Source organism: Corynebacterium comes (assembly GCF_009734405.1).
GTDB classification, from domain to species: domain Bacteria; phylum Actinomycetota; class Actinomycetes; order Mycobacteriales; family Mycobacteriaceae; genus Corynebacterium; species Corynebacterium comes.
This window is the reverse complement of record NZ_CP046453.1, coordinates 295,682-322,041: the sequence shown is the minus strand read 5'-3', so window position 1 is coordinate 322,041 and position 26,360 is coordinate 295,682. Positions and strand designations below refer to the sequence as shown.

General features: G+C 66.7%; 27 protein-coding genes. 8 read left to right on the top strand and 19 right to left on the bottom strand.

Features of this window, described 5'->3' with window-relative positions; genetic code table 11:
- Positions 1-6: 6 nt before the first annotated feature.
- The 3 genes from CETAM_RS01595 to CETAM_RS01585 all read left to right on the top strand — a co-directional run bounded on the left by CETAM_RS01595 (position 7) and on the right by CETAM_RS01585 (position 2,907).
- Positions 7-1,533, top strand: coding sequence for an adenylate/guanylate cyclase domain-containing protein (locus CETAM_RS01595; RefSeq protein WP_156226768.1), 1,527 nt, complete (start codon positions 7-9; stop codon positions 1,531-1,533).
- A gap of 1 nt (position 1,534) precedes the next feature.
- Positions 1,535-2,203: a YczE/YyaS/YitT family protein gene (locus CETAM_RS01590; RefSeq protein WP_156226767.1), complete on the top strand. Its 669-nt coding sequence runs from the start codon at positions 1,535-1,537 to the stop codon at positions 2,201-2,203.
- 200 nt (positions 2,204-2,403) lie between these two features.
- On the top strand, positions 2,404-2,907 hold the full coding sequence (locus CETAM_RS01585) for a hypothetical protein (RefSeq protein WP_156226766.1): 504 nt from the start codon (positions 2,404-2,406) through the stop codon (positions 2,905-2,907).
- Position 2,908: 1 nt separating this feature from the next.
- Here CETAM_RS01585 and CETAM_RS01580 read toward each other — a convergent pair whose 3' ends face one another.
- The 9 genes from CETAM_RS01580 to topA all read right to left on the bottom strand — a co-directional run bounded on the left by CETAM_RS01580 (position 2,909) and on the right by topA (position 13,360).
- Positions 2,909-3,610: a lysoplasmalogenase family protein gene (locus tag CETAM_RS01580; protein WP_156226765.1), complete on the bottom strand. Its 702-nt coding sequence runs from the start codon at positions 3,608-3,610 to the stop codon at positions 2,909-2,911.
- Positions 3,611-3,727: 117 nt separating this feature from the next.
- A complete protein-coding gene (locus tag CETAM_RS01575; RefSeq protein ID WP_156226764.1) occupies positions 3,728-3,946 on the bottom strand; it encodes an OB-fold domain-containing protein in 219 nt (72 codons plus the stop codon).
- 3 nt (positions 3,947-3,949) lie between these two features.
- The gene (locus tag CETAM_RS01570; protein ID WP_156226763.1) at positions 3,950-5,116 is read right to left on the bottom strand and encodes a thiolase domain-containing protein; all 1,167 of its coding nucleotides are present in this window, start codon (positions 5,114-5,116) and stop codon (positions 3,950-3,952) included.
- Positions 5,104-5,766, bottom strand: a complete 663-nt coding sequence (locus CETAM_RS01565; protein ID WP_156226762.1) for a CoA transferase subunit B — start codon at positions 5,764-5,766, stop codon at positions 5,104-5,106. The genes CETAM_RS01570 and CETAM_RS01565 overlap by 13 nt, the downstream gene beginning before the upstream one ends.
- 4 nt (positions 5,767-5,770) lie before the next feature.
- Positions 5,771-6,433, bottom strand: coding sequence for a CoA transferase subunit A (locus CETAM_RS01560; RefSeq protein ID WP_231587547.1), 663 nt, complete (start codon positions 6,431-6,433; stop codon positions 5,771-5,773).
- Between the two features lie 228 nt (positions 6,434-6,661).
- Positions 6,662-7,441: a 3-hydroxybutyrate dehydrogenase gene (locus CETAM_RS01555; RefSeq protein WP_156226760.1), complete on the bottom strand. Its 780-nt coding sequence runs from the start codon at positions 7,439-7,441 to the stop codon at positions 6,662-6,664.
- Between the two features lie 24 nt (positions 7,442-7,465).
- On the bottom strand, positions 7,466-8,881 hold the full coding sequence (locus tag CETAM_RS01550) for a GntP family permease (protein WP_156226759.1): 1,416 nt from the start codon (positions 8,879-8,881) through the stop codon (positions 7,466-7,468).
- Between the two features lie 193 nt (positions 8,882-9,074).
- Positions 9,075-10,283: a PucR family transcriptional regulator gene (locus CETAM_RS01545; protein WP_156226758.1), complete on the bottom strand. Its 1,209-nt coding sequence runs from the start codon at positions 10,281-10,283 to the stop codon at positions 9,075-9,077.
- A gap of 116 nt (positions 10,284-10,399) precedes the next feature.
- Positions 10,400-13,360 (bottom strand): type I DNA topoisomerase, encoded by a 2,961-nt coding sequence (topA, locus tag CETAM_RS01540; protein ID WP_156226757.1) that lies wholly within the window; start codon positions 13,358-13,360, stop codon positions 10,400-10,402.
- A 202-nt stretch (positions 13,361-13,562) separates the two neighbouring features.
- Here topA and CETAM_RS01535 point away from each other — a divergent pair, with 202 nt between their 5' ends.
- Positions 13,563-14,216 (top strand): DedA family protein, encoded by a 654-nt coding sequence (locus tag CETAM_RS01535; protein WP_156226756.1) that lies wholly within the window; start codon positions 13,563-13,565, stop codon positions 14,214-14,216.
- 80 nt (positions 14,217-14,296) lie between these two features.
- Here the strand turns inward: CETAM_RS01535 and CETAM_RS01530 are convergent, their stop codons facing one another.
- On the bottom strand, positions 14,297-14,500 hold the full coding sequence (locus CETAM_RS01530; RefSeq protein ID WP_156226755.1) for a cold-shock protein: 204 nt from the start codon (positions 14,498-14,500) through the stop codon (positions 14,297-14,299).
- A gap of 262 nt (positions 14,501-14,762) precedes the next feature.
- Between CETAM_RS01530 and CETAM_RS01525 the strand changes: the two genes are divergently transcribed.
- Positions 14,763-17,132 (top strand): DEAD/DEAH box helicase, encoded by a 2,370-nt coding sequence (locus tag CETAM_RS01525; protein ID WP_231587616.1) that lies wholly within the window; start codon positions 14,763-14,765, stop codon positions 17,130-17,132.
- On the opposite strand, the gene CETAM_RS01520 is transcribed toward CETAM_RS01525, so the two are convergent.
- From CETAM_RS01520 to ssd, 7 genes are read right to left on the bottom strand one after another with little or no spacing between them, the layout of a single operon-like run.
- Complete coding sequence (locus CETAM_RS01520; RefSeq protein ID WP_156226754.1) at positions 17,107-17,400, bottom strand: Rv3654c family TadE-like protein; 294 nt, start codon at positions 17,398-17,400, stop codon at positions 17,107-17,109. The two genes, CETAM_RS01525 and CETAM_RS01520, sit on opposite strands and share 26 nt — an antisense overlap.
- Positions 17,401-17,402: 2 nt before the next feature.
- Positions 17,403-17,675, bottom strand: a complete 273-nt coding sequence (locus CETAM_RS01515) for a hypothetical protein (RefSeq protein ID WP_156226753.1) — start codon at positions 17,673-17,675, stop codon at positions 17,403-17,405.
- A complete protein-coding gene (locus CETAM_RS01510; RefSeq protein WP_156226752.1) occupies positions 17,675-17,863 on the bottom strand; it encodes a DUF4244 domain-containing protein in 189 nt (62 codons plus the stop codon). The genes CETAM_RS01515 and CETAM_RS01510 overlap by 1 nt, the downstream gene beginning before the upstream one ends.
- A 26-nt stretch (positions 17,864-17,889) precedes the next feature.
- The gene (locus tag CETAM_RS01505; RefSeq protein ID WP_156226751.1) at positions 17,890-18,444 is read right to left on the bottom strand and encodes a type II secretion system F family protein; all 555 of its coding nucleotides are present in this window, start codon (positions 18,442-18,444) and stop codon (positions 17,890-17,892) included.
- Positions 18,441-19,217: a type II secretion system F family protein gene (locus tag CETAM_RS01500; protein WP_156226750.1), complete on the bottom strand. Its 777-nt coding sequence runs from the start codon at positions 19,215-19,217 to the stop codon at positions 18,441-18,443. The genes CETAM_RS01505 and CETAM_RS01500 overlap by 4 nt, the downstream gene beginning before the upstream one ends.
- Positions 19,214-20,332 (bottom strand): TadA family conjugal transfer-associated ATPase, encoded by a 1,119-nt coding sequence (locus CETAM_RS01495; protein WP_156229323.1) that lies wholly within the window; start codon positions 20,330-20,332, stop codon positions 19,214-19,216. The genes CETAM_RS01500 and CETAM_RS01495 overlap by 4 nt, the downstream gene beginning before the upstream one ends.
- A gap of 23 nt (positions 20,333-20,355) precedes the next feature.
- Entirely contained in the window at positions 20,356-21,453 is a 1,098-nt protein-coding gene (ssd, locus tag CETAM_RS01490; protein WP_156226749.1) for a septum site-determining protein Ssd, read from the bottom strand.
- Positions 21,454-21,932: 479 nt separating this feature from the next.
- Here ssd and CETAM_RS01485 point away from each other — a divergent pair, with 479 nt between their 5' ends.
- The gene (locus CETAM_RS01485) at positions 21,933-22,769 is read left to right on the top strand and encodes an HAD family hydrolase (protein WP_156226748.1); all 837 of its coding nucleotides are present in this window, start codon (positions 21,933-21,935) and stop codon (positions 22,767-22,769) included.
- 14 nt (positions 22,770-22,783) lie between these two features.
- Here the strand turns inward: CETAM_RS01485 and CETAM_RS01480 are convergent, their stop codons facing one another.
- Entirely contained in the window at positions 22,784-23,482 is a 699-nt protein-coding gene (locus tag CETAM_RS01480) for a Fic family protein (protein ID WP_156226747.1), read from the bottom strand.
- Positions 23,483-23,573: 91 nt separating this feature from the next.
- Here CETAM_RS01480 and CETAM_RS01475 point away from each other — a divergent pair, with 91 nt between their 5' ends.
- Together CETAM_RS01475 and CETAM_RS01470 are read left to right on the top strand one after the other, a co-directional pair.
- The gene (locus tag CETAM_RS01475) at positions 23,574-24,080 is read left to right on the top strand and encodes a phage holin family protein (RefSeq protein ID WP_156229322.1); all 507 of its coding nucleotides are present in this window, start codon (positions 23,574-23,576) and stop codon (positions 24,078-24,080) included.
- Between the two features lie 98 nt (positions 24,081-24,178).
- Complete coding sequence (locus CETAM_RS01470; RefSeq protein WP_231587546.1) at positions 24,179-25,105, top strand: alpha/beta fold hydrolase; 927 nt, start codon at positions 24,179-24,181, stop codon at positions 25,103-25,105.
- 23 nt (positions 25,106-25,128) lie between these two features.
- Here the strand turns inward: CETAM_RS01470 and CETAM_RS01465 are convergent, their stop codons facing one another.
- Positions 25,129-26,322 (bottom strand): MarP family serine protease, encoded by a 1,194-nt coding sequence (locus CETAM_RS01465; RefSeq protein ID WP_156226746.1) that lies wholly within the window; start codon positions 26,320-26,322, stop codon positions 25,129-25,131.
- Positions 26,323-26,360: the final 38 nt, after the last annotated feature.

Genomic DNA, 26,360 nt, shown 5'->3' with positions numbered 1-26,360 from the left:
GACACCATGAAACGACTGTTGCGGGCAATCAAGTGGCTGTGGGGCACGTCGTGGCCCCTCTATGCCGCCGTGGTGCTCGTGGCCAACGTCATTGGTGCGCTGGCGATCATGCTGTTCGTGCGTTTCCTCATCCCGATGCCGGAGGTGCGCAGCTTCACCTCCGAGGTTCCCCACCTGGAGGTCATCGGGCTGACGTATCTGGCATTCGCGGTGATCGTCGCCGTGGTGGCCACGTTGTTCCTGTTCCGGCCCGTGTTGGACTGGCAGCGCCACCCGGAGGACCATGACCCGAACATGGTCCGCAACCTGGTGATGCGCCTGCCCGTCTATCAGGCGGTGGTGTGCGCGGTGGTGTGGCTGATCGGCATCGCCATCGCGATGGTCGTGGCGGCGGCGTCAAGCGGGCGCCTGTCGCTGGTCATCGGGCTGGCGACGCTGCTGGCCGGCATGGTCGTCGTGCTGATCACGTATCTGTTGGCGGAACGCCTCGTTCGACCGGTGGCGGCCTCCGCCCTGGCCCGCCGCTTCGAGGACTCCACGCTCGAGCCTCCGATCACTCAGCGACTGCGGATGACCTGGGTGATGACCACGGCGCTGCCGCTCATCGGCACCCTGCTGATCATCCTCGGCCAGAGACAGGGCTTCTTCACCGACAACGCGGCGGAGATCATCCCGGCTGTCGTCGCCCTGTCGCTGGCCGCCCTGGTGACCGGTTTCGTGGGGACGAGCTTCGCCATCATGAGCGTCGTCGACCCGATCCTGGAACTGCAGGAGGCGATCAACAGGGTGCGGCGCGGCGACACCGACGCGCAGGTCGACATCTACGACGGTTCCGAGATCGGCGTCCTGCAGGCCGGGTTCAACGAGATGATGCGCGGTCTGAAGGAGCGCCAGCGGGTGCGCGACATCTTCGGCCGTTATGTCGGCATCGAGGTGGCCAAGCGCGCCCTGGAGGAGCGCCCCACACTGGGCGGTGAGGACCGCAAGGTCGCGGTCCTCTTCGTCGACGTCATCGGCTCGACCACCTTCGCGGTGAACCACTCCCCGGAGGAGGTCGTCGAGGAGCTGAACAAGTTCTTCGAGCATGTGGTCACCGTGGTGCACCGTAACAAGGGCATCATCAACAAGTTCCAGGGTGACGCCGCGCTCGCCGTGTTCGGTGCACCCATCTCGCTTTCCGACGCCACCTCCCACGCCCTCACCGCCGCCCGCGAACTCCGGCAGGAACTCAAGGGAATGACGCTGCAGGCCGGCATCGGCGTCGCCGCGGGCCATGTCGTCGCCGGCCACATCGGCGGCTCGGACCGTTTCGAGTACACCGTCATCGGGGACGCCGTGAACTCCGCTGCCCGCCTGACCGACCTGGCCAAGGACACCCCGGGACGGGTGCTCACCAACGCGGCGACCCTGCGGGGCGCCAACGAGGCCGAGCAGGCGCGCTGGACCGTGATGAAGTCGGTGGAGCTGCGCGGGCGTCGGGAAATGACGCAGCTGGCCCGCCCGATCCGTGCGACGATGGCGGACCGTTCCTGACATGAGTCTCCTCCACCCCCGCAGGGTCCTCCTGCTCTTCATCGGCATGGTCATCATGTCCTTGGGCATCGCCCTGTCCGTGCGCAGCGACCTGGGTACCACCACGATCTCCTCGCTCCCCTACGTCCTGAGCCTCATCAGCCCACTGACGCTGGGCAGCGCATCCATCCTGGTCAACTCGGGCCTGGTGCTGCTGCAGTTCCTCATCCTGCGCCGTCGCTTCAAGCTCATCCAGCTGCTGCAGGTCCCTGTCCTCCTCGTCTTCGGCGTGCTCAACGACATCGCCCTGTGGGCCACGAGCTGGGTCAGCTACTCCGCCTACTGGCAGCAGTGGGTCCTGGTGCTCGCGGGTGTGGCCCTGCTGGGCGTGGGCATCAGCTTCCAGATCTCCGCGAACACCATCATGCTCGCGGGGGAAGCCATCGTCATGGCCATCAGCAGCGAACTCTCACGGGCCTTCGGCCAGCGCAGACTCTTCGTCTTCGGCTACGTGAAGATCGCCTTCGATGTTCTGCTGGTCCTCTCGGCGGCGATCCTGGCACTGGTGTTCCTCCGGGAGCTGGCGGGCGTGCGGGAAGGCACCTTCGCTGCCGCGCTTCTCATCGGTTTCGCGGTCAAGCGCGTGCAGCCTGTGCTCGGTCCGCCCCTGGAACGGTTCCGCGACCGCTAGCTTCTCGACGCCGCATGCTCCCCCACCTGCCCAAGGTCGAGAGGCAACGGGGGTGTGACTGTCGGGTCTTTCTCCACAGTTTTTTGTTGACACGTTCATACAGAAGGCGGTTCATCCACAGGCCGAAGCAGGACGCCTTCCCCGCCATGGAACAGACATGCGAATGTGTGGACATGGCACAGGCGAAGAAGCAGCCCACAATGACAATCACCGTCCGCCCGCTGGCACCCTCGACAGTCAAGAACAACCCCCGATCCCGTCTGCTCCGTGCTCGCGCCACCGGTGACACATACAGGCTCATCGACGGCGCCCTCGACCTGGGTCTGGTCACCGGCGACGAGGTCAATGCCGCCACCGGAAGCGACGGCGCCAGGTACCTCTCCGGTGTCGCCCGACTGCGGCCAGGAATACTGGCCGAGGTCCTCGTCTACGAACGGCTGTGTTCACATCACGCCGCCGAGTTTGTCGACCAGGTGAAGGATGATTGGCGCATCGACGGCGCATCGTCCGTCCATGAGAGAGGCGGCAGGGTCCGGTCGTTCTGGCCACCGACCATTCCCCACGAAGACGTCACGATGGCCGTGGAACTCTCAACCAGCGAATACGGACTCCCTTTCTCGCTTATCCCGACGCAGTTCCGTCCACGGTTGATCGCACACATGATCAGCTTCGGCCCACCACCGTGCATCCGGTCTGCGGCCTGAGTCAGCGCCTGGTCAACCCATCCACCATCAGAGCGTGCCCGATGACCGCCGCGACAGTCATCTTGGCGTCGAGGATCCGGTGGCCGAGGGTGTCGCCGGTGAGCACCGTCTCACGCAGCAGGGCAATGCCCTCGGAGACGAGCAGCAGGTTGCCCGCATGGCCCAGTCCCTTCGCCGGGGTGGAGCCGTCACGGAGGGCGGGATCGTCGGCGAGCGCGGACGTGGCGGAGACGAAGACACCGGCAACGACCGCGGGAGCGATGAGCTGCTTCTTCTTCCAGACGGCGAGTCCGATACCGGTGACCCAGGCGGCGGTCCGCAGACCCACACGGACGGTGGAGGGGCGGGCTCCATGGGCGATCAGCGCCGAAGAGTAGGCGGCGTGATTGGCCGCGATCCCGAACATACCCAGCACCGGCGTCTGGTCGGGGCGCTTCAATTTCACCACGTTGCCCATCAGCCCGCCGGCCATCCCGGCCAGCAGGACCGGTTCACGGTTGGTACGCAGAATGGTGGCGGCGAGCAGTGGGTGGAGGAACGGTGTCGCCGTGTTCCGCACCTTGCGCCAACGGAACACCTGCGACCAGGCGACGAGTTCACCGAGCCCCAGGTAGGCGAGGCGTTCGGGTTCCTGGCGGGAGATATTGACGGAGGCGAGCAGGGCGTCGACGCCGTCCCGGGTGTGCTTGACCATCTGGTTCATGTTCCCCAGAGTAGTCAGCGGGTGGCCCCGCCACCGGCGGCGTCGAGAAGCAGTCTTCGTCCTCGGGCACCGACCCGGAGGAGGATGCGGCGGAGAAGAGACGGCGCACCGCCGCCGTCACTCAGGCTGAAACGCGTACAGCGCGCCGAATTCGTCGGGCTGCTCGAGTCTGTCCAGAGGATCCCCCACGTTGACCGCCAGCCCGTCGACGTAGCCCGATACGCGGGCGGTCTCCAGCTGCCCGTCGGTGTCGACGACGGCAACGCAGTAGGGCGCGCCCTCGAAACCCCGGGGAGGAATACGGACGATGGTGTAAGTGTAGATGGTCGACGCCACTGTTTATTCTCCCTCGAAGATGTTGATGACACAGGTTCCGGCTGTTCCACCGAGATTGTGGGTCATGCCGACGTCTGCCTTGCCCACCTGGCGTTCGCCGGCGAGTCCACGCAGCTGAGTCACGATCTCCACAGCCTGGCTGATGCCGGTCGCTCCCACCGGATGTCCCTTGGCCTTCAGACCTCCCGATGTGTTGATGGGCATGTCTCCGTTGCGGGCGGTCCGGCCCTCAGCGACGGCATCCCCTCCTCGGCCTGCCTCGAAGAAGCCGAGATCCTCGGTGTTGATGATCTGCGTGATGGTGAAGCAGTCGTGGACTTCCGCCAGATCGATGTTCGACGCGCTTCTCCCTGCCTGCGCATAGGCGGTGGCTGCCGCCTGGCGGGTGGCTCCGAAGCTGGTCACGGTCTTCTTGCCGTGCAGGGTCAGCGCATCACCGCCGTGGCCCGAACCGGTGATGCGGACACGGCGCAGGTCCTGGTCCGTCCCCGTGCGGATGTCATCCGCGGTGAGCACCAGGAACGCCGCACCGTCAGTGACCAGAGAGCAGTCATAGAGTCCGAGCGGATCGGCGATGGCGGGCGCATTCAGCACCGTATCAACGTCAATCCTCTTACGTAGCTGGGCGTGTTCGTTGAGGAGGGCGTTGTCGTGGGAGTTGACCGCCACCTGCGCCATCTCCCTGCGCACATTGCGGTACTCGTGGAAATACCGGTGGGCGATCATCGCGAAACTCCCCGGAAAGGTCAGACCGGTCTGCGCCTCAAGCTCGGTGTCCATCGCGGATGTCAGCGCCTCTGTGACCATCGCGGTCGACTGGTGGGTCATCTTCTCGACCCCGCCGACGAGGACAACATCATGGATGCCGTAGCGGATGGCCTGGACCGCCTGCAGCAGAGCCAGGCCACCGGAGGCACAGGCCCCCTCCACGCGGAGGGCCGGGACGTGTTCGAGCCCGAGCGCCTCGGTCACCAGAGGCCCACAATGGCCCTGGCCGGTCAACTGCTGACCGGCGAAATTCCCGACGTACGCCGCCTGAATCTCGGCCGGGTCGATACCGGCTTCCTGGACAGCCTGATGTCCGGCCTCGCGGATCATGTCATGGAGGCTGCGCCCCGGGAATCTGCCCATCGGGGTTTCGCCGATACCTGCCACCTTCACTCCCCGCATGTGCGAACTCCTTCCTCGAACGACACCTCGAATGTCGTCCCGGTCTTCTCGCGGATCTCATCCTCGGTGACACCGTCGGCGATCCGCCTCAGGATAAGACGGCCGTCGGTGATGTCGAACACCGCCAGATTGGTGATGATCCTGTCCACCACCCCCACTCCGGTCAGGGGGAGTGAGCAGTTCTCCACGATCTTCGGGGATCCGTCCTTGGCTGTGTGGTCGGTGAGAACCACCACCCGGCGGGCTCCGGCCACCAGATCCATGGCCCCGCCCATTCCCTTGACAAGCTTGCCGGGTACCTGCCAGTTCGCCAGGTCACCGGTGGCGGAGACTTCCATGGCGCCGAGGAAGGCGGCCTTCATTTTTCCGGAGCGGATCATGCCGAAAGAAGTCGCCGAATCGAAGATGGCGGCCCCGGGGACCAGGGTGACGGTCTGCTTTCCGGCGTTGATCAGGTCCGGGTCCTCCTCACCCGGGTACGGGTTGGGGCCCATTCCGAGGATTCCGTTCTCACTCTGGAAGACCACGTTCACTCCCGCCGGGAGATTGTTGGCGATCAACGTGGGAATGCCGATGCCAAGGTTGACGTAGTCTCCGTCGACCAGTTCGCTGGCGGCGATGGCCGCCATCTCATCTCTTGTCCAGGTCATGGTGTCAGGCCTCCTGCAGGGGCTGGATGGGGCGCGGTCGGGTGACGAGCTTCTCGATCCCGGTGGGAATCATCGACCGGGTCAGATGGTGGACGTAGACGCACGGGGTGTGAATGTCGTCCGGATGCAGCGCACCACGGTCCACGATGTGCTCAGCCTCGGCGAAGGTGATCCTGCCGCACTCTGCGGCAACGGGGTTGAAGTTCCGTGCGGCCAAGCGGTACCTGAGGTTGCCGTCGATGTCAGCGGTGTGGGCACGTACCAGCCCGATGTCTGCTTCGATGGCCTTCTCCAGGAGGTAGGTCTCACCGTTGAACTGGGCCGTCGGTTTACCTTCCGCGATGTCGGTGCCTACTCCCGTGCGGGTGTAGAACGCCGCAATGCCGGCACCACCTGCCCGCATGCGTTCAGCGAGCGTGCCCTGGGGGACAAACTCCACATCCACGGAACCGTTGAGGTACTGCTCCATGAACAGCTTGTTTTCACCGATGTAGCTGGCGAGCACCCGGGAGATCTGACCGTCCTCCAGAAGACGTCCGAGGCCCACACCGTCAATGGCGAGGTTGTTGGAGGCTACGGTCAGATTCTTCACTCCGGATTCCCGCACAATCTCGATCAGGGTGCTGGGTATTCCGCAGATTCCGAACCCGCCCACGGCGAGTGTCATGCCGTCGCGAAGCGTCGATATCAGGTTTTCACGGATGTCGTCCGTAACTTTCGACAAAAGAATCCCTCCTCGGGATAGTTGCGGCCTGTGTGCGGCCCGGAATGCCACTGGCGCAGGAACCGCGCCGGACATTGCCGTAGAAACGTCATGTACTTCGTAGATTCCGACAACCCGTCATGTGGGGCGCCGTTCTCGGAGCTGCGGGTAAAGCCGGGAGGCCCGGGCAGGTCAGCTTGCGGTCCAGCCACCGTCGATGGTGTACGCGGCACCGGTGACCATTCCGGAGTGGTCGGAGGCAAGCCAGGTGGCCAGCGAGGCGACCTCTTCCGGTTCTACGAGTCGCTTGATCGCTGATTCCGTCAGCATGATCTCCTGGACCACCTGCTCAGGCTCAATGCCGTGGATGCGGGCCTGGTCGGCAATCTGCTTCTCCACGAGCGGGGTGCGCACGTAGGCAGGTTCAATACAGTTGGAGGTGACCCCGTGGGGGGCCCCTTCCAACGCCGTGACCTTGGAGAATCCTTCGAGCGCATGTTTGGCGGAGACGTAAGCGGACTTGAAGGCACTGGCGCGAAGTCCATGGATCGACGACACGTTGATGATCCTTCCGAAACCCCGGTCATACATGCCGGGCAGGACTGCCCGGACCAGAAGGAACGGGGCCTCGACCATGAGGCGATTGATGAGGCGCCAGGCCTCCGGATCAAATTCATGGATCGGGGCGATGCGCTGGATGCCGGCGTTGTTGACGAGGATATCCACGTCGAGTTCGAGGTCTTCCAGGGCAGCGGTGTCACTGAGGTCCGCGGCCCAGGCCTCGCCTCCGAGGTCGGCGGCGAGTGCCTCCGCGGCGTCCCCGTCAATGTCACAGACGATGACGTGGGCGCCGGCGTCGGCGAAGGCGCGGGCACAGGCAGCGCCGATGCCGGAAGCTCCACCGGTGATGAGGGCGCGACGTCCATTGAGCGACGCTCCGGAGGTGCGGGCACGGGTATCAAGATCAGTCATGATGTCCTTTCAGGTGGAGGGGGGTCAGAATGCGCCGGTAAAGGTGACCGCGGCGACGAGGAGCGCCACGACGGTGACAGGACCGGCGATGGTGATCATGGCGACGTCCTTGTAGGACTGTCGGTGCGTCAATCCACAGACGATGAGCAGGGTGACCACGGCACCGGAGTGGGGAAGGGTGTCGAGTCCGCCGGCGGCCATGGCCGTGAGGCGGTGCATGGTTTCGAGGCTGGTGCCGTCGGCCTGTGCCATGGCCTTGAGATCTTCTCCGAGCGCATTGAGTGCGATGGTCATGCCACCGGAGGAGGAACCGGTCAGGCCGGCAGTCATGGAGACGGTGACCACGGAGGTGATCACGGCATTGGCGCCCATGTTGAACACGGAGTCACGCACCAGCGCGAACGCCGCCACTGAGGCGACAACGGCGCCGTAGCCGACCTCGGATGCGGTACTGAAGACGGGAAGCATGGACTGCCTGGCACCGTCGCCGATGGCACGGAGGAGCTGCTGGCGGTGCTGGAAGTTCATCACGATGATGAGCAGGATCGCGGCGACGATACCGATGAGCACGGCCCACAGCGCGGCCCGGGACGAGAGCGCAATGCCGCCGTACTTCTCCTCGGACAGGTAGCCCCAGTCCATGGCGGGGAAAATGAACAGGGTGCAGGCGAAGTTGACCGCGAACACCGTGATCAGTGGCAGGAAGGGCACGAAACGGTTCGACGGTTCGAGGGTCCGGACCGTGGTCGCCGTCTCAGCTGCCGGTGCGCCCTCAGTGGCCGACGCGCTGTGCGAACTGGAGAAGGTTTCTCCCTTGCGTGCCATCTGGCGGCGTCGGAACTCGAGCCAGAACAAACCGAATCCGAGGATGCCGGCGGAACCGATCAGGCCGAGTGCCGCGCCCGCAAAGGATCCGGTGCCGAAGAATTGTCCGGGGATGATGTTCTGGACCTGCGGGGTTCCGGGCAGGGCGGTCATGGTGAACGTGAAGATGCCGAGCGCGATGGTCGCCGGGATGAGTCTGCGCGGGATGTCCGCCACCCGGAACAGTTCACGGGCCAGCGGGTACATGACGAAGGCGACGACGAACAGGCTGATGCCGCCGTAGGTCATCAACGCCGAGGTGATCACTGTTGCCGCGATAGCGCCGCCACCACCGACCAGCGAGGTCACCGTGCCCGCGATCGACTTGGCGTAGCCGGTGACCGTCATCAGGACGCCGAAGATGGCGCCGGTGAGGAACACCGGGAAGAAGTTGCCGACGAAATTCGCCATCGCCGGCATGAAGATCTCGGTGTAGGCCGCAAGTATCGGGGCACGCGAGAACACCAGCGCGACGACCGCGGCGATGGGAGCCGCGATGAGGACCGGGACCCCGCGGTAGGCAAGGGTGATCAGGAGCGTGAGGGAGAGCAAGATTCCGATGATCCCGAGGATCATTGGCGCCTCCTTGGAGGAGAAGGGACATGGGGGCCTCCGGCCTCCGGATGACCCTCCGCGCTCTGCGCGGGCCAGGACCATCCGATACCGGGTGACGCTCTCCAGCATGCACCCTCGGTGTGACCCAGGCTACATTTCTACGTGCAATGTTCGGAGGTCAATTTTGTAGCCACGTACCAAACGGCGCGTGGGATCACCTGCCGCGTGGCCCAGAATCGGCCTTAGCCACGGAGGCCAGAACCCACGACAGCTCGATGAGGGTGTCCACTTCCCCCAGGTCGGCACCAGTCAGCTCCATGAAGCGACGGAGCCGGTAGCGCAGCGTGTTCACGTGGACAGGGATACTCCTGGCCGCGGCCGGGATGTTCATCCTGTTGTCCAGGTACGCCTGCACCGATTCCAGCAGGTCATCGCGGAAGGCTCCCGCCGCATCCAGCGGTGCGAGGTAGCGGCGCCGCAGCATATGGGTCGTCTCCGGGCTGGTGTGAACGCCCAGGCGCCAGGACAGCTTCTCCAGATTGACCAGACCCCCCTCCCCCACGTCATCGGCGGCACGTACCGCCAACGAAGCAGTGGCGAAGGAACGCGACAGCCGCTCCAGCAGCTCAGGCTCCCCCAGACCAACGGCGATCTCGGGCCCTTCCGCCTCCGTATCAACCTCGCCGACGACGATGCCGACGATCACACTGGAACGGACGGCGGTGAGGATACGCACACCCGCCCGATCCGCCCAGGTGAGCAACTGAAGTTCCACATCGGCCCCGGAACCGGGGGACGTGGGAGCCGCCAGCGCGCGCACCGGGACGTCGGTGGGCACGTCGTACATGGCGGCACCCCACATCAGCTCCGACGTTTCCATCGCCTCCGACACCGCGTTGCCGATCCACTCCAGTCTTCGCGCCGAATCCGCGACGACCCGGGCGATTTCGCGATCCCGGTAGACGGCCGTGGCCCGGGAGGAGAAGGCGTCGCTCAACGACCACAGAAGTGTGGAGCACTCCAGGACCTGGTCAGACGGGATGTCAAAGTTCGGCGCCAGCTCGATGAGGCGGCGCAGTATCACGATCATCGAGGTCCGGAACCCGCTGAGCACGCTGCCCAGCGGAACGCCCTGCCCCATGCGCTCGATCGCCAGGGCGTCGGCCTCCGGGATGTCCTCGGCGGACGGGTCCCCACCGCTGAGGATGGTGCGGATACTCAGCTCGATGTTGCGCCGTGCCGAGGCCGCCAGCGCCTCACTGGGCACCGACTCGTAACCGGGGACGGTCTCGCGCAACTTGGTGACGGTCGTGGCGACGATGGAACCGTCCCCGTTGTGGAGTCGGTGCAGCAGCTCGCGCCATCGGGCGTCTGCCATCCGGCCGCTGGCTTCCGACGGCCCGGGGAGGCGATGGTTGTCCATGATTCGACAGGGTAATCACTGATGACCTGTCGCGCGCGGAATACTTCTGCACTTTATGACGGAGACGCCTCGGTGCCCCGCCGGATCGGCGGGGCACCGAGGCGTCGGAAAGCAGCCTATTTCTTCCGTGTGCCGGCCTTGACCACTCGCTTGGTCCCCGGGGAGGGTGCCTTCCGGGTGGTCTTCTTCGCGGGCGCCTTCTTCGCCGGTGCTTTCTTCGCCGGTGCCTTCTTTGCCGGCGCTCCGCCGTCGGCGGCCTCCTTCGCGCGGCGTTCGGACAGCAGCTCGTTGGCGCGTGCGTCCGTGATGGTCTCCGGACTGTCACCCTTACGCAGCGAGGCGTTGGTGGTGCCGTCGGTGACGTAAGGGCCGAAACGGCCGTCCTTCACGGTCATCGGTTTGCCGGAGACGTCATTGTCGCCGAGGGTCTTCAACGGCGGCTGCGCCGCGGTCCGTCCCCGGCGTTTGGGCTCCGCGTAGATACGACGAGCCTCATCCAGCGTGACGCTGAAGATCTGGTCTTCGCTGGTCAGGGACCTGGAGTCGGTGCCCTTCTTCAGGTACGGCCCGTAACGGCCGTTCTGGGCGGTGATGACCTCGCCGTCGGCGGGGTCGACGCCCACCTCACGCGGGAGACTGAGCAGTCGGATGGCGTCCTCGAGCGTGACGGAGGCAGGCTCCATCGTGCTGAAGAGGGAGGCGGTGCCCGGCTTGAGGTTATCCTCCACCAGGGCGGCGATCCGCTTCTCCTTCTGGGCGGCCGCGGTCTTGGTTTCCCAGTTCTTGGCGCGCTTGCCCTCGGCGGCACGTTGGGCGTCCTCCTCGGCACGCTCCCTGGCCACGACCTCCTCGGCGGCGGCCTCGGCGGTGACGCGCTCGTCCTCGCGCACGATCTCGGTGACGTACGGGCCGTAGCGGCCCTCCTTGGCCACGATGACGCGGCCGTTGGCCGGGTTGGTGCCCAGCTCACGTCCGCCCTGCGGGGTGGCGAAGAGCTTCTCGGTGAGCTCCAGGTTCAACTCGTCCGGGGTGGTGGTCTCCGGCAGGTTGGCGCGCTGGTACTCCGGCTCGCCTTCCGCGGACTCCCCCACCTTGCGCTCGATGTAGGGGCCGTAACGACCCACGCGGACGAAGATGGGACGACCGGACTCGTCGTCGAACAGATGCAGCGAGTTCACCGACCGGGCGTCGATGTGCTCGAGGTTCTTACCCACCAGCGCCTTCAGGCCGCCGTGGCGGGCGATGGACTCGGCGGTGCTGTCGTCCGCCTCGGCGTCGCCGAAGTAGAAGCCGGTGAGCCACTCCGTGCGGTCCTCTTCACCTGCGGCGATGTTATCCAGTTCGTCCTCCATGGAGGAGGTGAAGTCGTAGTCGACCAACGGGCCGAAGTTGTTCTCCAGGAGGCCCACCACCGCGAACGCGACCCAGCTGGGCACGAGGGCGTTGCCACGGGGGACGACGTAGCCCCGGTCCTGGATGGTCTTGATGATCGACGCGTACGTCGAGGGACGCCCGATACCGAGCTCCTCCATCTTCTTGACCAGGCTGGCCTCGGTGTAGCGGGCCGGCGGGTTGGTGGAGTGACCGTCAGCGCTGATCTGGGTGGCGGTGAGCTGGTCGCCCACCGAGAGGTTCGGCAGGCGCTTCTCTGCGTTGTCCGCGACGTCGCGGCCCTCCGCGTTCAGGGTCGTCTCCACGTAGGCACGCAGGAAACCCGGGAAGGTGATCGTGCGGCCGGTGGCGGAGAACTCGGTTTGCTCGCCGGTGCTGGCGGTGCCGGCGATGGTCACCTTCAGGGAGGTGCCCCTCGCATCCGACATCTGTGAGGCGACGGTACGCTGCCAGATCAGCTCGTAGAGCTTGAACTCCTCGGCGTCGAGCTGTCCGTGCAGCTCACCGGGGGTGGAGAAACGCTCGCCGGCGGGACGGATCGCCTCGTGCGCCTCCTGCGAGTTCTTCGACTTACGGTCGTACCTGCGCGGGGCGTCGGTGATGAAGGCGTCACCGTAGAGTTCCTTCGCCTGCTGACGTGCGGCCTGCATGCCCTGGTCGGACAAGGAGGTCGAGTCGGTACGCATGTAGGTGATGTGGCCGTTCTCGTACAGCCGCTGCGCGATCCGCATCGTGCGGTCCGAGGTGTAGTGCAGCTTCCGGCCCGACTCCTGCTGCAGGGTCGACGTCATGAACGGTGCGTACGGACGACGCGTGTAGGGCTTCTCCTCCACACCCGAAACGTGCATGTCCGCGTCCCGGAGAGCCTCGGCGAGGGCCTCGGCCTGCTGCTTGCCGACGACCACCGCCTCCCCCTTGAGCTGTCCACGGTCATCGAAGTCACGTCCCTGGGCGACGCGTCGCCCGTCAATGGTCGCCAGCTTCGCCTGGAAGTTCCGCGGATTCGCAGGGTCCTCCGCCTCGTTGCCGGTATCCAGGTCAGCGCTCAGATCCCAGTAGTCGGCGGAGACGAACGCCATGCGCTCACGCTCACGTTCGACGATGACGCGGGTGGCCACCGACTGCACGCGGCCGGCGGACAGCCGCGGCATGACCTTCTTCCACAGCACGGGGGACACTTCGTAGCCGTAGAGACGATCAAGGATCCGGCGGGTTTCCTGCGCGTCCACGAGGTTCACGTCCAACTCACGGGTGTTCTCCGCGGCAGCGAGGATCGCCGGCTTGGTGATCTCGTTGAACACCATGCGGCGCACCGGCACCGTCGGACTGAGCACCTCGAGCAGGTGCCACGCGATGGCCTCGCCCTCGCGGTCGGGGTCAGTGGCCAGCAGGAGCTCGTCGCAGAGCTTCAGCTTCGCCTTGAGGTCCGCGACCTTCTTCTTCTTGTCGGGGCTGACCACATACAGCGGGGCGAAACCGTTCTCCGTGTCCACGCCGAGACGTGCCCAGGGTTCCTTCTTGTATTTCAACGGCACGTCGGCGGCACCGCGGGGAAGGTCGCGGATGTGTCCGACCGAGGCCTCGACAATGTAGTCATCGCCCAGATAAGGCTGAATCTTCTTCGCCTTGGTCGACGACTCCACAATGACCAGGGTCTTTTTCCCTGATCCCTTCGCTTCTGCCACGGGGGAACTTCCCTCTCATTTTGCTGATGCCACTGCATGTCTGACGGGGGGTCCCGCCCTTTCCGGGTGACTTTAGCCCAGACCCGGGTATGGACAACACGTTACACAGTATTTAATGGCCCTCCTGTGGTCGGGCGACTCACGGCGAACTCACAGAGAGATCACGGGCGAAATGACGAACGCAGAAGATAGCGTCCCCTGAATGACCGACCAGATCGTGACCTGGGTGGAAACCCTGCTGACCCTCCCGGTCTTCTACCCCGTGCTTGCGCTGCTGGTCATCCTGGATTCCCTGCTGCCGCTGATCCCCAGCGAGGCGGTCCTGACCCTGGCCGGATCCTGGTCCGGCGCCCGGGGCGTGCCGGATCTGTTCACCGTCATCCAGATCGCCGTCGCCGCGGCGATAATCGGCGACAATGTCTGCTACTTCCTGGGCACCCGTCTCATCCGGGTCGTGGAACGCGTGCCCGACGACTCCACACGGGGGAGGGCTGTCTCGTGGGTCCGCCTCAACATCCGCCGCAGCGCCGGCACCACCATCATCGTCGCCCGGTTCATCCCCTGGGCCCGCTGGTTCATGACGATCATGCTCGGTTCCGTGCGCTATCCGTGGCGCTGGTTCTTCCTCTACGACACCATCGGGGTGATCATCTGGGCAGTTCAGGCCACCCTGATCGGCTACCTCGGCGGATGGGTGTTCTCCGACTACCCTCTCATCGGCATGGCCGTGGGCATCACCCTGGGAACGGTCGTCGGCCTGATGATCCAGCGGGTGCAGCAGCACATCTTCCGGAAGCAGGCCCGGAAAGAAGCCCGGAAAGAGGCCGAGAACCAACAAAGACCGCCCTCCCCGTAAAAGGGTGGACGGTCATGCGAGAAAACTGTTTCCGGCCCTACTGAAGTGCCGAAAGTTTCCTTGAAGTGCTCAAGCGAGCTTTAGAGCGGGTGGACTGCCTGGGCCTGCGGGCCCTTGGCGCCCTCGCCGACCTCGAACTCGACCTGCTGGTTCTCTTCGAGAGTGCGGAAGCCGGAGCCCTGGATCTCGGAGTAGTGGACGAAGACGTCAGCGGAGCCGTCGGCCGGAGCGATAAAGCCGAAGCCCTTCTCAGCGTTGAACCACTTCACAGTTCCCTGTGCCATGTTTTTAACCTTTTTCTTGATGTGGAGGTACGGCGTCGACACATGCCGACAACCGGGTCGTAATCGAACCCCCGAGAAACTAACAACTCCGTAACGGAGTAGTGATTCGGGTGCTCGCGCATAATTCCTTTGCGAGCACGTAAACGTAACGCACAGAACCTTGACCGAGTCCCAGTGTGTCATGGATTCTTCGCTCGCGGTAGTCTTAGAACATTTTCGGGTTGAAAATTTTGTCCCTCTCCCACGGAAAGGGGTGCTGAAAATCACTATTCCGAACCCCCTGGGCGAAGATCTCGCCGGTGAGATTTCCCGCCGTTTTCCCGCCTCCACCTGCACATACTCAACCACCATCGAGGCCCGCCCCGCGCGGACCGCAGCCTGGCCCGACTGGATTCACCCCGGTCTGAAGAATTATTTCGCCGACCAGGGAATCACCGCCCTTTACAGCCACCAGGCTGAGACGGCGGCGCTCGCGCACCAGGGAATCGACGTCGTGGTGGCCACCGGCACCTCCTCGGGAAAGTCCCTGGGATACCTCCTGCCCATCCTCACCCGCCTGGCCGATGACCCCACCGCGTGCGCCCTGTATCTGACCCCCACCAAGGCGTTGGGTTCCGACCAACTCGAGGCGGTGAGTCTCCTCACCCGTGCGGTCGACGGTCTCCGCACCATCCATCCCGCCCCCTACGACGGGGACACCCCCACCGAGGCTCGCCCCGGCATTCGCGACGCCACCAGGTTCGTGTTCACCAACCCAGACATGCTGCACGTGTCGGTGCTGGCCAACCACGCACGCTGGGCCCGGCTGCTACGGCATCTCCACTACATCGTCATCGACGAGTGTCACACCTACCGGGGAGTCTTCGGCGCGAACGTCGCACTGGTGCTGCGCCGGCTACTGCGCCTGGCAGCCCACTACGGGGCCAGTCCGACGGTGATTCTGGCTTCCGCCACAGCCAGCGATCCCGCGGCACACGCCGCCAACCTCATCGGCCGTCCCGTCACCGCCGTGACGCAGGACGGCGCTCCTACCGGCGCACGGACGGTCCTGCTGTGGGAACCGGGCTTCCTCGAGGGAGTGGAGGGCGAGCAGGGCGCACCGGTGCGCCGCGCCGCCACCACGGAGGCCGCCGGCATCATGGCCACCCTCGTCGCGGAAGGTGCCCGCACCCTGACCTTCGTCCGTTCCCGCAGGTCAGCCGAGTTGGTGGCGCTGCGCACACAGGAGGCACTGTCCTCGATGGGGCGACCGGACTTCGCACGCCGGATCGCCGCCTACCGGGCCGGCTACCTGGCGGAGGACCGCCGTCGGCTGGAACGTGAACTCGATGACGGCACGCTGCTGGGCGTGGCCACGACGAACGCACTCGAGCTGGGCATTGACGTCGGCGGCCTCGACGCCATCGTCACCGCCGGTTTCCCCGGCACGGTCGCCAGCTTCTGGCAGCAGGCCGGTCGGGCGGGCAGGCGGGGCCAGGGCTCGATCGTGGTCCTGGTGGCACGTGATGAACCGATGGACACCTACCTCATCCACCACCCCGAAGCGCTCCTGGGTCGGCCGGTGGAGCGTTCCGTGTTCAATCCCCACAACCCCTACGTGCTCCGCGGGCACATGTACTGCGCGGCCGTCGAAAAGCCATTGACCGACGAAGACGTCATCGCATTCGGGGCACAGGAGGTCGTCGACGAGCTCACCGCCGAAGGCTACCTGCGGCGTCGCCCGCGCGGCTGGTTCCCCACCCCGCTTCTCGACGCCCCCGTGACCCCCGACACCGCCCACTCCTCCGTTCACCTGCGTGGCGGCTCCGGCGAGGAGGTCATGATCGTCGACGTCTCCGACGGACGGCTGCTGGGCACCGTCGATGCGGCGCGCGCCGCAGCCCAGGTCCATCCCGGCGCGGTGTACCTGCACCAGGGTGAGAGCTTCGTCATCGAAGAGCTCGACTTTGACGACCACATTGCGCTCGCCCGCCCGGAGTTACCCGACTACACCACCTTCGCCCGCTCCACGACCGACATCCGCATCCTCGACTCCCCCGGGGACGAGGAGCTCATCAACTATTCCCCCGGTCTGTGGGTGGCCAATGTGGAGGTGGAGGTCACCGACCGGGTGACCGGTTACCTGGTCAAGCTCGCCGACGGCACGACCGCCGAACTCGTCCCCCTGGACATGCCGGAACAGCGCCTTCGCACCCGCGCAGTCTCGTACACCATCGACCCGCTCGCGCTCGCCGCCATGGGGATCACCGCCGCCGACGTCCCGGGCACGCTGCACGCTGCCGAGCACGCGGCGATCGGACTGCTCCCCCTGATCGCCACGTGCGACCGCTGGGACATCGGCGGGGTGTCCACCGCGCTGCACCCTGACACGCACCTGCCGACGGTCTTCGTCTACGACGGCAGCCCCGGCGGCGCGGGCTTCGCGGACGAAGGCTTCACCCGCTTCCCCGAGTGGATAGAGGCCACCTTCGAGGCGGTGCGTTCCTGCGGCTGCGAGTCCGGCTGCCCCTCATGCGTGCAATCGCCGAAGTGCGGCAACGGCAACCACCCGCTGGACAAGGCCGGCGCGCTGAAGCTGCTGGGCGCACTCGCGACCATGACGGGAGCTACACCGGGCCCGCCGTCGACGTGACCTCCCTTCCGCGGATACCCGTGGTGACGGAGACATCCGCTCCCACCACCTCACATCCGCTCATCGACGCTCCGTTCCGCCCCGCCACCTGCCCCGCCACGGTGCAGGCGTCCTCACCACGGGCGTGGGCGAAGGCGGCCGCAACCGCGGCGACGTCCGCCGCCACCCTGGCCTGATGGTGGGCGCTGACCTGGGCGGCGGCGCCCACCACGACCAGACTCAGGCTGATCAGGGCGGCAGCGAAGCCTGCGGTGGCGATGGTGGGCACGGCTAGCGCACCTCCACCGGGAAAACCGCCCGGTGGGTCCGGTTCCCCAGCGGCGACGGCACTGTCGCTGTGGCGGTGGCCAGACCACCGGATTCGGTGACGCTCACCTCGCCGCGCACCGGGTGATAGTCCACCCCGATGGCGTGGGAACGGGCGGCGGCCCCGGCAGCGTCGACCGCCGCCAGGTGGGCCGCCATCGTGGCGATCGCACCCACGATGAGCCCGCACACCGCGACGAGGCTGCCCAGCCCGAGGGCCGATTCGATGGTGGACATCAGACGGGGGTGTTGGAGAGGGCGTCGGTGATGATCGATTCGATCGCGTCAACCACGGCCTGCGCGTTGATGACGGCGTAGAGGACTGCGGCGAGGGCGGCGGCGGCGAGCGAACCCATGGCATATTCCACCGTGGACATGCCATCGTCGCTGGTCAGAAGGGACTTGGTGCGGGTGTAAAGGGACATGTTCTTTTCTCCTTGAGTGGTGATGGTCAGCTGAGTAGTTCGGTGCCCAGGCTGATGACCACGGGGGCCAGGCCGAGCACGAGGAAAGCGGGCAGGAAACAGGCCGTCAACGGCAGGGCGATGAGCACTCCTGCGCGTTCGGCACGGGCGGTGGCCCGGTCGGCGGCGTCGGCACGCAGTCCGGCGCTGATGCGTCCGCAGGCCTCCGACATTGCGGAGCCGGAACGCCCGGACATCCGCGCCAGGCCCGCAAGGTCACCCAGGCCGGGAAGATGGGCCACCTCCGCCCACGCACGTTCGGCCGGAACACCGATCGCGAGCAGCGCGGACACAGCACGCCAGGCGTCCCGGGTGACGGGGTCGTGGCCGGCCTCGACCAGGGCTGTGGTGGCTGCGGCGGGCGTCAACCCGGCGCGCAGGCACGCTGCGTAGAGGTCAATGTCGGCGGCGAGCGCCAGTCGATCGGGATCTGCGCCGGCGCGTGGACCGTCCCGCGGGGTCTTCGGGCTCCGGATCTGCAGGCGCCCGGCGACGCGCGGTACGGGTATGAGCAGCGCCAGCGCCAGGAGGACCAGTGTCACGGGGCAGCCCTCCCGATGATGTGGCGGGACCACACGAATCCGGTGGCCGCCAGTCCGGTACCGACGACCAGCAGAATGCCGCCCAGTCCCCCACCGAGGAGAAACCCGACGGGGTTGGCCCCCATCGCGGTGCCCATGGCGATGCCGGCGAAGGGCAGCAGGGTGAGGATCACCGCGGTGGCCTGTGGTCCCTGCAACGTGGCGGAGGTGGCGGTGCGGTGACGGAGGCGGGTGTCGATACGCAGCTGCGCCTGCTCGACCAGCGGCGCGAGGGGCAGACCGTGACGGTCCGCGAGTGACCACAGCGTTCCCAGTCCCGCCAGTTCCGGCACCGCGCTTGAGTCATCCACCAGGATGCGTGCCCCGGACAGCCCGCGTCGGGAGTGTCCGCGGACCCGGTTCAGAGTGCGGGTGATGTCGGGTGGGGCGTCCTCGGGCAGGTTCGCTGTGGCGTGTTCCACGGCTCCGGGCATGGCGCCGCCCGCGCGCAGCTCCCCGATGAGATGGCCGAGGAACGCCGCGGTGACGGTCTCCCGGCGGTGGGCCCGGCGACGCGCGCGCACCCCGTGGACCGCCCACCCGGCGGTGCCGGCGATCAGCAGCGCAGCTAACGCGACGCTGAGCCTTCCCAGCACAAGGAAGACCGTGATACCGGTACCCACCGCCAGCGGCAGCAGGGTACGGATTCTCGGCGGCGGCCCAGCCTGCAGCCGACCGGCCGGTGAGGGAGCGGTCACCGCCAGGTGAGCCGCCAGGAGGATGATCGGAATCATGCGAGGACCTGTCTGAATGCCGCGAACCCCGGGAGAGCACCCTGATCGCTGTCCCACACGGGGTGGGCCACCGCAGGATTTCCGCTGAGCAGGCCGAGCTGGTGGACGATGCGGCGACCGTCGGTGAGCCTGCGCATGACGATGACCACATCGACCGCAGCCGCCAGCTGCGAGTGCAGCGCATCCCGGTCGAGCCCTCCCAGGGCGGCGAGGGCCTCCATGCGGGCAGGAACCTCAGCGAGGGAGTTGGCGTGGATGGTTCCCGCGCCACCTTCATGGCCGGTGTTGAGGGCGGCGAGCAGATCGACGACCTCCGCCCCGCGGATCTCACCCACGACGATGCGGTCCGGCCGCATCCGGAGCGCCTGTTTGAGCAGGTCGGACATGGTGATCTCACCGCTGCCCTCGATGTTGCGGGGCCGTGCCACGAGGTTGAGCACATGCGGGTGCGGGGGCTGGAGTTCAGCGGTGTCCTCGATGCACAGGATCCTCTCCCGGTGGCTGACCTCTGCCAACAGCGCCGCCAGCAGGGTCGTCTTGCCCGTGCCTGTACCGCCCACGATGAGGAAGGCACGGCGGTGCTTCACGACGCCGCGCAGAACCTGCGCGATCTCCTCACTCACCGTGCCGCGGGTGATCAGCTGGCTGAGCGTGGTGGCCGCCTGGCGCAGAACACGCAGGCTCAGGCACGTGTGGTTGGCCGAGGGCGGTGCGAGCAGGGCGTGGATGCGGATGATGGAGCCGTCGTCACGGGCGAGGCGACCGTCAGCGAAAGGTTGGGCGTCATCGAGGCGGTGCCCGCAGGCGGTGGCCAGCCGGGTGGCCAACTGGCGGACCTCGGCATCGTCGGTGAAGGTGACCTCGGCGCGCTCCAGTCCGGCTCCCCGGTCGAACCACACCTGGTCCGGCCCGTTGACCACGATGTCGGTGATGCCCTCGAGCGCCAGCACCGCCTCGAGCAGTCCGATTCCGGTGGAGTCATGGCGCAGGCGCCGGAGCAGGTCGAGGACGTCGACGTCGGAGATGACACCCGCCTCCTCCCGGATGAGACGGGCGATGTCGGCGGCATCGTTCGTGGCGGATGAGTCCACGAGTCGGCGCTGCACCTTCTCCATGAGCGTGACAGCAGCGGGAATGCTCACGACGACACCCCCGCGTCCGCCAGAATCACCCGGGTGGTGGCGGTGAGCGCGCCGGGAAGTCGTTCCGGCAGCCCACCGAGTTCGACGGCCCTGGCGAGGCGGGGCAGGTGGCCGAGTTCGCCGATGATCCGGCATCGGGTGATCTTCGCCAGGTCCTCGGCGGTCAGCCCCGACCAGCCGCGGTGTCGGGCGATGCCGACGGTGGCTGTCCGGGTGCGGGTGAGCTCGGTGACCAGACGTGCCGCCGACGCCGCCGCACGTACCTCGGCCGGAATGAGCAGGACGACCCTGTCGCAGACATCGGTGACTGCCTCGGCGGCGGGCCCGTGGGCCGGCAGGTCGACGATGGTGATCCCGGGTGCGGCTCCCAGCGCCTCGAGCACGGGCCGCACGGACTTTCCAGCGAGCCGGAAAGAGTCGGCGATGGTGCTGCGGGCGGTGGACAGGACGGCGATGCCGTCCGGCGTGACGGGCAATGCCGCCCGGAGGTCGGTGCCGGCGATGGTCCCTTCACCCAGCCGTAGGTCAGGCCAGCGCGCACCGGGGAGGTCCTCGAGGCCGAGTAGCAGGTCGAGGCCCCCGGAGTGGTCGTCGGCGTCGATGAGCGTGACCGGGTGATGGCGGGCGGCGGTGCGTGCGAGGGCGGCTGCCAGGGTCGAGGTGCCGGCCCCGCCGGCGGATCCGCACACTCCGATGAGCGCGCCCTGCCGCCGGGCGGACACCGGGCCCTGCGCAGCGTGGCCGGGCGTCCGCCCGGAGCCGGGTGCGTGCGCGTGTCCCAGCGCGGTGAGCAGGTCGGCGGCCTGGGCGGGAAGCACGTAGGCGTTCTCCGCATGGCAGGTCAGTGCGGCGCGCCAGTCGACGGGACCGGGGTCGGCGGCGAGGAAGTGGACGCCGGGCCGCCGGTCGAGGGTGGCGACGTGACCCGCGGTATCGGCGTCGACAAGCACGGCGTGGGCGCGGGCATGGAGGCGGGAGATTTCCCGGGGGTCGATGGTGTCGATGACCCCATGACCGGTGGCGGCGGCGATGTGTGTGGCCTCGGGGTGGATGACGGGATCGCCGACGGCCACGAGAATGTAGGTGCTGCTCATGGCCTCACCATCGCCGGGACCACCCCGGCGGAACAAGAGTCTGGCCAACTGCCTGTGGACAACCCGCAATGTTGTTGACGGCTCATCACACATCTGTGGACAACTCGGCTACACCGCTGGCGTTCCCCCCACAGGTGGGGGACACTGTGTGTGGCCGGAGTTCCCGGCCGAGGCCGTCTCAGATGGACGGAAATTTAGGGACGGCCCGCGCCTCGGGGGGGTGTGCGCGGGCCGTCAGTAACCCGGCATCGGGGGGGATTGCCGGGGCAGGCCACACAGTATATCGGGGCCTTGCAAGGGGAATTATGGCACAAATACCTATCCATGACAATACCGTCCGGCGACTTTTCTCGAATAACCATTCGAGCGGCACGTGCATGTCCAGAAATGACCACACTAAGACCGCTCGTGTCACATTGGCCACTACCGAAACAATCACCCCTTACGTTTCACAGGTAGGGAGTCTAGACTTTCTCAACATGATGACCGGGTCTACGGCGAACCAGCCGGCCACCACGCAGAATTCACAGCGCGTGGCGGCCTTCTTCGACCTGGACAAGACGATCATCGCCACATCCTCCGCCTTCGCCTTCGGCCGGGAGTTCATGCACAACGGACTCATCACCACCTCCGAGGCACTGCAGATGTCCCTGGCGAAGGCCACGTACATGATCGCCGGCCAGTCAAGTGAGCAGATGGACGCCACCCGCGACCAACTCGCCGCGCTGGTCGCCGGCTGGTCCGTGCAGCAGGTGCGGGAGATCGCCTCAGAAACCATGCACAACGTGGTCACCCCCGCCATCTACGCGGAGGCGCGGGAGCTCATCGCCTTCCACCGTAACGCCGGCCACGACGTGATCATCATCTCCGCCTCCGCCTCGCACCTGGTGGACCTCATCGCGGAGGAACTGGGCATCAACCAGGTCGTGGCCACCGAACTCGAGGTCGCCGACGGGCACTTCACCGGCGAGATCCTCTTCTACTGCAAGGGCGCGGCAAAGGCGCAGGCCATCGCCGACCTTGCCGTGGAGAACCACTACGACCTCTCGGCCAGCTACGCCTACTCGGATTCCGCCACGGACATCCCGATGCTGGAGGCCGTGGGCAACCCTGTGGCAGTGAACCCCGACCGCGCCATGAAGAAGGCCGCGCTGGAGAACGGCTGGGAGATCCGCACCTTCCGCCACCCCGTACCCCTGTTCCAGATGCCCTCTCCCCGTGAGGTGAGCATCGGCGCGAGCGTCGTCGCCGTCATCACTGCGGCTGCAGCCGGCGGCATCTGGTGGGCCCAGCGCGGCCGCCGCGGTTCCGCCTGACGCTGCCCGGTTCACTAGAACGCCCGGGCGATGTCCTCCGCCTCCTGTGCACCCGAGATCCAGGACCGCAGGCACAGCTCGAGGAACTCGACGGCGCTACCCTGCGTCCATGCCCGCGCGGCCGCGGAGTACTCCTCGCGGTGGCGCAGAAGGTGAGGTTCGGGGACTGCCAGACCACGCGGATCCAGGCCTGTCGTCACGGCGGTCAGCCGGGCCGCCGCCCGGGCGATGAGGCCGGACCGCTCGCCGAACAGTCTGTGAGCCAGCAGTTCCGCGTGCACGACCTGGGGCAGCAGCACATCGTCCGCCCCCCGGTTGATCAGCACGGCCAGACGCTGCAGCCGCTCCGGCGCGCCCTCCCCTTCCGGATGGCCGTCGCCACCGGCCAGCACCGACATGCGGGCCAGCACCTGCAGCGGCGCTCGGCTGAACACGCGGGCCGAGGACTGGAGGGACCCCGGCGCGAGCATGCTGGACACGCTCATCGACGCCCCCAGGACCCCCTCCGGTACTTCATGGTCACGGGCCGAAGGATCGTCGATGAGCGCCGAGGTGCGGGCACCACGCAGCACGGATTCCGACCCGGTGAGATCGGCACGCCGCAGGGACACGGGTCGGCGGTGCACCGCCGCGATGGCGGACACCGCCTCGGCGGCGAGTACCGCCACATCGCCTAGCTCACGGAGGGGTTGCAGGGGGTCAACCGCAGACATATCCACTACGATAGCGCTGCAAGGGACGCGCATTCACAGTGAATCCGTGGCACCATGGTCAACAACGCATGACACCGCATCAGGAAGGCACATCGTGAGCAACAACGGACTTTTCACTGACGGACCGAAGGATTTCACTCCGCGGGTCAGCTCGATCCCGCTCAGCGACGTCGACAGTACCCGCCAGGGTGAAGGATCCATCGGCGATCTCGTCTCCAACGCCACGGCCCAGATGTCCAGCCTTTTCCGTGCGGAGGTCGAGCTGGCCAAGACCGAACTCGCTGGTGAAGCGAAGAAGGGTGCCATCGGTGGCGGTTTGTTCGGTGTCGCCGGCGTCATCGCCCTCTACTCCTCCTTCTTCTTCTTCTTCTTTGTCGCTGAGCTGCTGAGCATGTGGCTGGAGCGGTGGGCTGCGTTCCTGATCGTCTTCCTGGTGATGATCCTGGCTGCCGCACTGCTCGCCTTGTTCGGCTGGCGCAAGGTGAAGAAGATGGGTGCACCGAAGCGCACGATTGAGTCCGTCAACGAGCTGAAGAACCTGGTTCCGGGCCAGGCCACGAAGCGACTCGAGGGCCGCAACCGAGGCATGTACAGCTGACCTACCCCCGTACATTCCGCCCGACCGCTCCCGCACCCGGCAGCGGCCGGGCGGTTTTCGTTCCCGCGATGACAGGCCGTTGAAAGGAATCACCCTTCGTGTTCAAGCTCCACCGCCCCGCACTGTCACCCTCCGTGGTGGAGCTGGAGGGACCGTTCACCCACGAGCTGGTCCATACCCGCGGTGTGCGGCTCCATGCGGCCGTGGCAGGCGATCCGGGAGATCCGCTGGTGGTGCTGCTGCACGGCGCCTTCTCCGGTTGGTTCGACTTCCGGGATGTCATCGCCCCGCTCGCTGCCAGGGGGCTGTACGTCGCAGCTGTCGACGCCCGCGGTTACGGCATGAGCGACAAGCCGCCGGCCACCGCCGGTGGCGATCTGCGCACCGCCGCAGGAGACATCGCCGGCCTCATCCGGTCCCTGGGGCATGACTCCGCCGTGGTGGTCGGCTCCGACACGGGAGGCACCGTCGCCTGGGCCCTGGCCACCAAGTACCCCGAGTTCGTCGCCGGCCTGGTCTCGGTCAGCTCCGCCCACCCGGTGGACCTGCGCCGTGCGATCGCGGCCCGCCCCTGGAACTTCCCGTGGCTGGGCGCCCGGGCGCTGCTCTCACGCCTCCCGCTGGCCTTCCTGCGGCTGTTTCCGGGGCTCGTGGCACCCGCCTACCGGCGTCAGCTCAGACTCAACACCACGAGTGAATTCGGCCGTAGCCCCGCCTTCGAACAGGCGCTTCAACTGCGTCTGACCTCAGCACAGATCGGCAACGCCCAGCAGGCTATCCTGCGCACGAACCGTCTGCTCACCGCCGCGGTGTCGGCACGTTGGCTGCACGCACAGGTTCAGGCCCCGACGCTGCTGATCCAGCCTCCGCAGCGGCAGTGGCGGCATCTGGCCCGACGGTCCCGCGCCCGCGTCGTCGGCCCGGTCGAGGTCACCCATGTGCGGAAGACCAGGAATCTGCCGCAGCTGGAGAACCCGACCGGTTTCGTCGACGTCGTCGCTGACTTCGCCGCACGGCTCCGGTAGCGGCCCCGGTCCGGTCAGAAGTGCTAGCTGGCCACGCAGCCCTGTGTGTCCACGGCGTCGACCAGTCCGGTGACGTCACCGATCTGGCTCTGGGCCTCCCCTGCGGTGACCACGTAACCGGTGTCGGTCTGGTCGACGCTCGCACCGAAGACCACCCCTAGGACGCGCCCCTCAGCGTCCAGCAGCGGGCCGCCGGAATTACCCTGACGAATGGTTCCCCGGACGGTGTAGGCTTCGCGCTCCACCCGGCCGGAGGCATAGATGTCCGGACCGGCGATGAGCAGCTTGTCACGGATGCGGGCGGGGGCCGCCTCGAAGGGACCGGATTCGGGGAAACCCATGACGACGGCGTCGTCCCCCGACGTCGCCGGGGTGTCTGCCCAGGGCAGAACGGGCAACCCGAGGTCAGGGGCGTGAAGGACCGCGAGGTCGACGCCAGGGTTGTAGTAGACCACCTCGGCGTCGCGGACTCCCAGGACGGTGTCCAGGCGGACTGCCTGGGTGCCGGCGACGACGTGGGCATTGGTGACCACGTAGTCGGGCGCTGTGACGAAACCGGAGCCCATGAGTCGGCGGCTGCACTCGTTGGAGTCGCCCTGGATGTGGATGACGGAAGGCCGCACCTCCTCGACCAGGGCGTAGTCGTCGATCTGGATGTTCGGTGCGGCAACCTCCCGCGCGGGGGGTTCGTCGAAGGGGGAGAACAGCGGCGGAAGACCGGAGTCGTTGAGAAGCACCGTGATGCGGGCCGGCAGCTGCTCCAGCCCCGGCGGGGTGTTGCGGTCCACGAAACCCAGGACCTCGGAGTTGCGGATGCCTTGACTGACCGGGCCTGCCAGGCCGGTGGCCAGGGGGATCGAGATCAGCCACACCACGATGAGGGTGGCCGCCGCAGTGAAGACGGACCCGATGGCGGAGTCGATGGTCTGCGAGGCACGCATCCGCATCCGGTCCCGGAGCGAGGAGCCCAGTATGCCGCCGACCAGGTTGCCCAGGCCGACGAGCAGGATGATCGTGCCCAGGCCGAGGAGGAAACGCAGGGCAACGGAATCCGTCAGCTGCATGACCGGTGGGGCGAGGGCTGCGCCGATGATCAGTCCCGCGACCACACCGACCGTGGAGAGCACGGATGTGAACGCGCCCTGGCGCCAACCGGCGACGATCGCCAGGAATACAGCCAGGACGATCAGGCCGTCGACGATGAGGGCGGAGGTCACGAGTTTGTGGTGTTCCTGTCCAGTGTGCGTGCCGGAGA

What these genes read in the sequence shown, in the direction of transcription:
- CETAM_RS01595 (WP_156226768.1), top strand. Translation starts at nt 7, where the DNA reads ATGAAACGACTGTTGCGGGCAATCAAGTGGCTGTGGGGCACGTCGTGG.
- CETAM_RS01590 (WP_156226767.1), top strand. Translation starts at nt 1,535, where the DNA reads ATGAGTCTCCTCCACCCCCGCAGGGTCCTCCTGCTCTTCATCGGCATG.
- CETAM_RS01585 (WP_156226766.1), top strand. Translation starts at nt 2,404, where the DNA reads ATGACAATCACCGTCCGCCCGCTGGCACCCTCGACAGTCAAGAACAAC.
- CETAM_RS01580 (WP_156226765.1), bottom strand. Translation starts at nt 3,610, where the DNA reads ATGAACCAGATGGTCAAGCACACCCGGGACGGCGTCGACGCCCTGCTC.
- CETAM_RS01570 (WP_156226763.1), bottom strand. Translation starts at nt 5,116, where the DNA reads ATGCGGGGAGTGAAGGTGGCAGGTATCGGCGAAACCCCGATGGGCAGA.
- CETAM_RS01565 (WP_156226762.1), bottom strand. Translation starts at nt 5,766, where the DNA reads ATGACCTGGACAAGAGATGAGATGGCGGCCATCGCCGCCAGCGAACTG.
- CETAM_RS01560 (WP_231587547.1), bottom strand. Translation starts at nt 6,433, where the DNA reads ATGACACTCGCCGTGGGCGGGTTCGGAATCTGCGGAATACCCAGCACC.
- CETAM_RS01555 (WP_156226760.1), bottom strand. Translation starts at nt 7,441, where the DNA reads ATGACTGATCTTGATACCCGTGCCCGCACCTCCGGAGCGTCGCTCAAT.
- CETAM_RS01550 (WP_156226759.1), bottom strand. Translation starts at nt 8,881, where the DNA reads ATGATCCTCGGGATCATCGGAATCTTGCTCTCCCTCACGCTCCTGATC.
- CETAM_RS01545 (WP_156226758.1), bottom strand. Translation starts at nt 10,283, where the DNA reads ATGGACAACCATCGCCTCCCCGGGCCGTCGGAAGCCAGCGGCCGGATG.
- CETAM_RS01535 (WP_156226756.1), top strand. Translation starts at nt 13,563, where the DNA reads ATGACCGACCAGATCGTGACCTGGGTGGAAACCCTGCTGACCCTCCCG.
- CETAM_RS01530 (WP_156226755.1), bottom strand. Translation starts at nt 14,500, where the DNA reads ATGGCACAGGGAACTGTGAAGTGGTTCAACGCTGAGAAGGGCTTCGGC.
- CETAM_RS01515 (WP_156226753.1), bottom strand. Translation starts at nt 17,675, where the DNA reads ATGTCCACCATCGAATCGGCCCTCGGGCTGGGCAGCCTCGTCGCGGTG.
- CETAM_RS01510 (WP_156226752.1), bottom strand. Translation starts at nt 17,863, where the DNA reads ATGTCCCTTTACACCCGCACCAAGTCCCTTCTGACCAGCGACGATGGC.
- CETAM_RS01500 (WP_156226750.1), bottom strand. Translation starts at nt 19,217, where the DNA reads ATGATTCCGATCATCCTCCTGGCGGCTCACCTGGCGGTGACCGCTCCC.
- CETAM_RS01495 (WP_156229323.1), bottom strand. Translation starts at nt 20,332, where the DNA reads ATGGAGAAGGTGCAGCGCCGACTCGTGGACTCATCCGCCACGAACGAT.
- ssd (WP_156226749.1), bottom strand. Translation starts at nt 21,453, where the DNA reads ATGAGCAGCACCTACATTCTCGTGGCCGTCGGCGATCCCGTCATCCAC.
- CETAM_RS01485 (WP_156226748.1), top strand. Translation starts at nt 21,933, where the DNA reads ATGATGACCGGGTCTACGGCGAACCAGCCGGCCACCACGCAGAATTCA.
- CETAM_RS01480 (WP_156226747.1), bottom strand. Translation starts at nt 23,482, where the DNA reads ATGTCTGCGGTTGACCCCCTGCAACCCCTCCGTGAGCTAGGCGATGTG.